At 51.2% G+C, this 7255-nt stretch carries 3 protein-coding genes and 1 pseudogene; all 4 read left to right on the top strand.

Annotation, left to right across the window (positions count from 1 at the left end; all coding sequences use genetic code 11):
• Nucleotides 1-567: 567 nt before the first annotated feature.
• Nucleotides 568-1827, top strand: coding sequence for a pitrilysin family protein (locus Q0198_RS08955; RefSeq protein ID WP_297897170.1), 1260 nt, complete (start codon nt 568-570; stop codon nt 1825-1827).
• A gap of 2109 nt (nt 1828-3936) precedes the next feature.
• Nucleotides 3937-5292: pseudogene (gene recG / locus Q0198_RS08960) on the top strand (ATP-dependent DNA helicase RecG); the annotation flags it as partial.
• 213 nt (nt 5293-5505) lie between these two features.
• Complete coding sequence (locus Q0198_RS08965; protein WP_297897173.1) at nt 5506-5988, top strand: hypothetical protein; 483 nt, start codon at nt 5506-5508, stop codon at nt 5986-5988.
• A 177-nt stretch (nt 5989-6165) separates the two neighbouring features.
• Nucleotides 6166-7255: histidine--tRNA ligase (gene hisS / locus Q0198_RS08970; RefSeq protein WP_297897175.1), on the top strand; the 1090-nt coding region annotated here is incomplete at its 3' end.

Genomic DNA, 7255 nt, shown 5'->3' on the forward strand with positions numbered 1-7255 from the left:
GGGAATTTATGCGCATGCGGCTAGAATATAGCGGTAGAATTTTGTCTTAAAACAGATAGCGAATTTTTGCGATCGCGAGCATCGAATTTTGCCGCGGGATTTAAAATTTCGATATCGGTACGGGTTTAAATTTACTGGTGCGAGCGGAATTCGCGCGGTAAAATTTCATTTCGCTGCAGAATTTCGCCTTAGAATTTTTTGGACGTGAAATTCCACGCCGCAAGATCAATGCGACGTAGACGGCGCGTAAGAGACATTTCGTTTACAACGCTTGCCGTGTTCGAGCACGGATATATTTCTGCTAACGCGTTGCGGCGACGCGGCGTTTCGGGCGCTGAAATTTTACAAAAATGCGGCGCGATTAAATTTTAAAATTTTAAGCAGGACGGGCAAAACTGCCCTAGCGTGAAATTTTAGAAGCGAGTTTGAACTAAATTTTGAAAACTTGTTTTAGCGAAATTTTTAAAACGTGCCCGGCACAAATTTTAAAAGCGGCGCGGCTGCGTCAAAATTTTAAAATCGCGCCCGAAAGAACGATGAAATTTAAAAATTTTATAAAGGAAAACGATGGAAAAAAAAGAGATTTCACTTAAAACCAAAGACGGCAAGAGCGCTAAAATCGACTTTTTGTATCAGTTCGACGATTCGCTGCCGGTGGCGAGCTTCAAGCTAATTTTCAAAGCAAGCGGCGCGGTGAGCGAGAAGACCCCGGGCCTTGCGCGCATCTGCGCGGGCGTTTTGGGCGAGGGCTCAAAGACGCTAGGAGTGAGCGAATTTCACCGCAAGCTTGATATCCGCGCGGTCGAGATCAGCGCTGCGAGCAATTTTGAGACCTTCGGCATCCAGCTAAACTGCTTAAAAGAGCACTTTGATTTCGGCTTAGACATGCTGCGAGAGCTGCTTAAGGAGCCAAATTTAACGCCCTCGGTGCTGGAAAAACTAAAAATGCAAACCATAGGCGAGATCGCCGTGCTAAAAAGCGAGTTTGATTACATCGCGACGTGCAATCTAAAAGCGCTTCTGTATCCGCGCACGAGGCTCGAGATGCCGCTCATAGGCGACGAGGCGAACGTAGAGCGGATCACTATGAAGGATGTGCGGGAGTTTTTCGCCTCGCTGAGTTTAGAGAATTTATACGTCGTTTTATGCGGCGACGTGAGCGATAAAAACCCGAAAATCGCGGAAATTCTAAGCCTTTTTGCAAGCGGGGAAAAGCGCGAGCTGCCGTTTTTCACGCCGAGCGATGCGAAAAAGATAAAGATCCAAAAGGAGCAGACGCAGCAGGCATACATCTACTTCGGCGCGCCTTTTGCGCTGCCAAAAGAGCAGGAGTTCATCGCAAACACCGCGCTTTTCGTGCTCGGAAGCAGCGGTTTCGGCAGCAGGCTGATGGAGCGCATCCGCGTTAAACACGGGCTTGCGTATTCGGTCTATGCGCGCGGCGATTTCGAGCTTAGCCGCCGCGAGTTTTGGGGCTATCTGCAGACCAAAAACGAAAATTTGCAAAACGCCGCCGCGCTCGTAAAAGAGGAGATCGCGAAATTTATCGCCTCTGGCGTGAGCGAAGCGGAGCTAAAAAGCGCAAAAAAATTCCTAATCGGAAGCGCCGTGCTGCAAAAAGAGACGATGTTTAAACGAGCGGCGATCGCGCAGAGCGAATATTACAAGGGCTACGCATTCGGCGAGTTCGAGCGAAATTTAAAGCGCATCGAGACGCTAAAACTCGGGGCGCTCAACGATTTCATCAGATCGCACGATGAGATCATGAACCTAAGCTTTTCCGTCATTTGCGACGAGGCCGCCGCAAAAAAGGGGCTTAAAATTTAGCCCGTCGCGGCACAGCGAGTGCATACCTGCGACCGGCCTAAAATTTGGGTAAATTTTAAAATTTGTAAAGCGGCGCAGACGACGCTAAATTTTACTTTTGCGCTGCGTTTGCGGACGGCTTGTGCGTTTAAATTTAAAACCGCGCCTGCGTCGCGTTAAAATTTGCGGGGCTTTGCAGAAATGATTAAATTTACGAGCCTTGCAAGAACGGCTAAATTTAAAGACGCCGTGCACGGCTCGGTAAAATTTTCAGCGCGCAAAATCAAAGCGTGATTTCGCAAGCCGCGCCGCGAAATTTAAAAGACTGTGCGCATGCATATCTTTCGGATCATACGGTTCGCAAATCGCGCTGTGAAATTTCAAGTGCTCGCGCTCTATTTTTTTTAAAACCCGGTGCACGCCGCAAAGATACAGCCGCCAAACAAAGTGCGCGCAGAGCGGGTAAAATTTACAGGCACGGCCGGCGAGTAAATTTACCGCAATGGGTGAAAATTTTGAATAAATTTAAGCAAGCGTTCGATGCGGCGCATAGAATTTTGATCAAATTTAGGCGAGCGTTCGCTTCGGCGCGTAAAATTTCGCAGCGCAATGGTTCAACGCCTATTAAAATTTAAAGGATGAAAATTGATTTTTGAAGCAAAAGACGCGGCGGCACTGCAAAAGGCGGGCATTACGACGCTTTTGGATCTGGCGCTGCTTCTGCCCAAAAGCTTCGACGATCTAAGCGTTAGAGACGCGCCCTGCGCGGGCGAGAGCACGGCGGAGGTCGAGTGCCTCTTCCAGCACAGGCGCGGCTCGATGCTCATCGTCACGGCGCACTGCCTTAGCTGGGAGCGCGAGATCAAAATCGTGATCTTCAACGCCAAAAGCTGGCACTTCGGCGCCTTTAAGCGCGGCAAAAAATTTTTTATCCACGGCAAATGCGACGAGAGCTTCGGCTCGTGGCAGTTCGTAAACCCAAAAATCGTAAGCGAGCCGGGCAGGATCGCGCCCAAATACAAAGCCGCGCTGAGCGACGCCGCGGCGCAAAAGCTGATCAAAAAATATCTAAGCGCGGACACGCTTCTAGGCTGCGGGCTGCGCGTGGACGAGGCGGCGGTACTGCTTGCGCTACACGAGAGCTCGCCGCGCAGCGTGCGAATGCTAGCCGCGCTAAATAGGCAGCTCAAAGAGGGCGACGCGGAAAATTTCGGCGAGCGCGACGACATTTCAAACAGCAGCAGTGAAATTTTAAGCGACGAAATTTCAAGCAGCGACAAAATTTTAAATGGCGATGGAATTTCATATAACGGCAAAATTTCAAGCTTGCAAAACTCGGTCGCCGCCGAAATTTTAAAGGACAGATCGCAAAATGATGAGATTTTTGGAGATAAAATTTCAAACTATCAGCAAAACGGCAGAGCTCTTGCCTGCGAAACAAGGCGCAGCGCGGCGAATGAAATTTTAAGCGACGGAATTCCAAATGGCGCAGAAGTCTCGCCCAGCCAAAATATCCACAGCGGAGAGGCTGTGAGTGATAAAATTTTGGACGGCGAGGAACCTCGGGTGCACTGCGCAGAGATTTATAACGACGAAAATTTTAGCATTCAAAGCGACGAGGATTTTCTTGCCACATACGGCGCCGAGGCGCGTGAGGATAAAATTTCAGACGATCTTAAAAGCGACAATGACGCAGCGGCGAGCGGCGGTAAAATTTCAAGCGACCCAGGATCCAGCAGCGCCAAAATGGCAGTACGGCCAGCATACGCTCAAACCGCAACCGCTCAACCCATGCTAGCCCATGCCATAACCGCGCAGTCTATAGCCGAGCAAGCCGCAGTCGCAAAACAAAATTTAAGCACCCAAGACGTAGATACGCAATTCGCGACCACCCAAACTTTGAACGCACAAGCTACGGGAGTACAGCCCGTATGCGATCAAACCGAAAATGTTCAGACGGTAGTAGCCGTGCAGACCGCAACCGCAAAGCCTACGATCGCTCAGACCGCAAGCGCCGCCGAGGCTGTTCAGGACGCGCTCGCCGCACCGATGAGCGCTTCGCGCGATTGTGCCGTGCAACCTACGCATTATCAAACTGAAATTATCCAGACCGCAGCCGCCCAAACTACAATCGCTCAAATTGCAAGCGACGCTGAAACTGTCCATGCCACCGAGGCCGTAAAGAGCGTAGCCGTCGCAGAGATGAGGGGAGCTGAAATTTTACGCATGCTGAAATTTGTAGAAATTCTAAACTACTTGCAAAAGCTAAGCGCGAAAAAAACGAGCTTCCCTGCGCAAATTTACCCGCTGCACGACATTTCGGACTGGCTTGCTTCGCTTCCTTTTGAGCCTACGCGAGATCAGTTAAGCGCGATAAAGGACATCGCTAGCGATCTGCAAAGCTCTCTGGCGCGCCGCCGCGTCGTCATGGGCGACGTAGGCAGCGGCAAGACGCTCGTCATCCTCGCTAGCGCGGCGATGAACTACCCGCGCATCAGCTATCTGATGGCGCCTACGAGCATCTTGGCCGAGCAGATTTACGCCGAGGCGCGCCGTTTGCTGCCGCCGCAGATTAAGGTTCTGCTCGTAAAAAGCGGCGATCGCGAGCCGAATTTTGCGGGCGCACACCTTATCATCGGCACTCACGCCCTGCTCTACCACGAGCTCGCGCCGTCAAATCTCATAATGGTCGACGAGCAGCACCGCTTCGGCTCGAACCAGCGCGAAAAGATCGCGCGCCTCACGGGGAGCGGCGAGTTTCGTGCGCATTTCATTCAGTTTAGCGCCACGCCGATACCGCGCACGCTAAGCATGATCCAGTCCGAGCTTGTGAGCTTTAGCTTTTTAAAACAGCTACCGTTTGAAAAGCAGATCAAAACCAAAATTTTGCAAAACGACGGATTTGCGGGCTTTATGCAGGATCTGCGCCGCGAGCTCGCCGCGGGCAATCAAGCGATCATCGTCTATCCTCTCGTGCAGCAAAGCGAAAGCTCGGTCTATCAAAGCCTTGAGGAGGCGGCGCCGTTTTGGAAGGCTCAGTTTTCCGACGTGATGATCACTCACGGCAGCGACAAGGACAAGGAGGAGATCCTGCGCCGCTTCCGCGACGAGGGGCAGCTGCTGATAACCACGACGATCGTCGAAGTGGGTATCTCGCTGCCGCGGCTTAGCGTCATTTTAATCGTGGGCGCCGAGCGGATGGGGCTTGCGTCGCTTCATCAGCTGCGCGGACGCGTCGGACGCAAAGGCCAGGCGGGGCGCTGCTACCTCTACACCAAGCTCAAATCCCCGCCGCAGCGCCTGCGCGAGTTCGCAGCGACGCTGGACGGATTCAAGGTCGCAAATATCGATCTGAAAAACCGCCAGGGAGGCGATCTGCTCGGCGGCTCGGTGCAGCACGGCGCGATGTTTGCGTGGTATGATTACGAAGAGGACGTAACGGCGGCGGCAAAACAGCGACTGAAAGACATAGGACGAGGTGCGTGAAATTCTACGAGATGCGATAGAATTTAAACGTAATTTTAGCCGCGGCAAAATTTTACGAAGCGAATGCGATTATGAGGTAAGGAGCGATCTGATATAAAATTTGAAATTTCACGGCGCAGATTGCATCGGATAAAATTTAGAGCTTTACCAAGCCTCGTTTGCTTTTAATTTCTAAAATTTATGCAACTTAAAGTCCAAAAAAAGGAGAGCAAAATGGCTTACGTGACCTACGACAAGGCAAAATGGCACTGGAGCGCGGCAAATGCGCCGACGGACATCCCGCATGAAAACGGCGCGACGCACATCGCGTTTTTCTTCCGCTGGTGCATGGAGCGCAAGCTCTACTCCAAGGACTTCGCGGCGGATTTCGCGGACGATATAGCGCGGATGGACGATAGCTTTGATTATCGCCGGTATTTTTTTGGCGCGATGGACGGCGTGCTAAGCAGCGACGAACTAAACACCTCAGGCAAGGCCTTTGCGAAGGCCTACTACACCACGGACCGCACGAAATTTGCCAAAACGCACGGCTGGTATTTGCAAGATTACGACGATTTCGTAGCGCGAAAATTCGGCGATAAAAACTTCGACAACGCCTATTTTTACATAGAAAACTCGCCGCAAAATTACGCCGAGATCAAAGAGATCATCGACCGCCGCTACGAGGAATTCTTGAGCTTCAAGGCGGCGAAGTAGAAATTTTACCGCCGAGCTTAGCCGGTTTAAAATAGACGCCTAAGCTGAAACGGTGCGCGATGCAAATAAGCAGAACCGATACGTTGCTGCGAGCGGCAGGGCTTAAAATTTAGGTAAATTTAACTATAATCGCCGCAAAAATTTGAAAATTTTAAAATTTCACAAAGGATTTTATCGATGATCAAGGCACTTCGCGGTATGAACGATATTTTGGACGAACAGGCGCGCATCTACTCGCAAATTTTAAGCGTATGCGAGCGCGTGGCGCGCAATTACGGCTTTTGTCTCATCGAAACCCCCAAACTTGAGCAGACCGCGCTATTTCGGCGCAGCGTCGGCGAGAGCAGCGACATAGTCGGCAAAGAGATGTATGAGTTTAGCGACAAAAGCGGCGATAGCGTCTGCCTGCGCCCCGAGGGCACCGCGGGTGTCGTGCGCGCCTTTATCGAAAAAAAGCTAGACCGCAGCGGCGGCGTACATAAATTTTATTATCAAGGCTCGATGTTTCGCTACGAGCGCCCGCAAAAGGGACGCCTGCGCGAGTTTCATCAATTCGGCGTCGAGTGCTTCGGGCAAAGTAGCGTCTATGAGGATGCGAGCGTGATTTTGATGTTAGCTCAAATTTTACGCGAGCTAAATGTCGCCGCAACGCTTAAAATCAACTCTTTAGGCGATGAGGAGTGCATGCCTGCGTATAAAACCAAGCTCGTAAATTTCTTGCAAGATCGCAAAGACAGGCTCTGCGAGGACTGCCAAAGGCGCATCGACACCAATCCGATCCGCGTGCTGGACTGCAAAAACGAGAGCTGCCAGAAAATTTTAGCCGCCGCGCCTCTTATAACTGAAAATTTAAACGACGCTTGCGCCGCGGAATTTGCGCAGCTGCAAAGAATTTTAACCCAAAACGGACAAAAATTTGAGATCGATCCTAAGCTCGTGCGCGGGCTTGATTACTACTGCAAAACCGCTTTTGAGTTCGTCTCATCCGAGCTTGGCGCACAAAGCGCTGTAGGCGGCGGCGGGCGCTATGACAGACTCGTGGAGTTTTTAGGCGGCAGAAAGACGGCGGGCGTGGGCTTTGCGATCGGCATCGAGCGAATAGCAGAAATTTTAAAAACGCGCGAAAGCCCACAAGCGCGTGAGGGACTTTATATCGGCGCGCTGGATGAGGCGTTTGTTAGCACGGCGTTTTCGTTTGCGCTAAAGCTGAGAAAGTTTTGTAAAACTCAAATTTCATACGAGCCCAAGAGCCTAGCCAAGCATTTAA

It is taken from the genome of uncultured Campylobacter sp., from assembly GCF_938045205.1.
GTDB lineage: Bacteria > Campylobacterota > Campylobacteria > Campylobacterales > Campylobacteraceae > Campylobacter_B.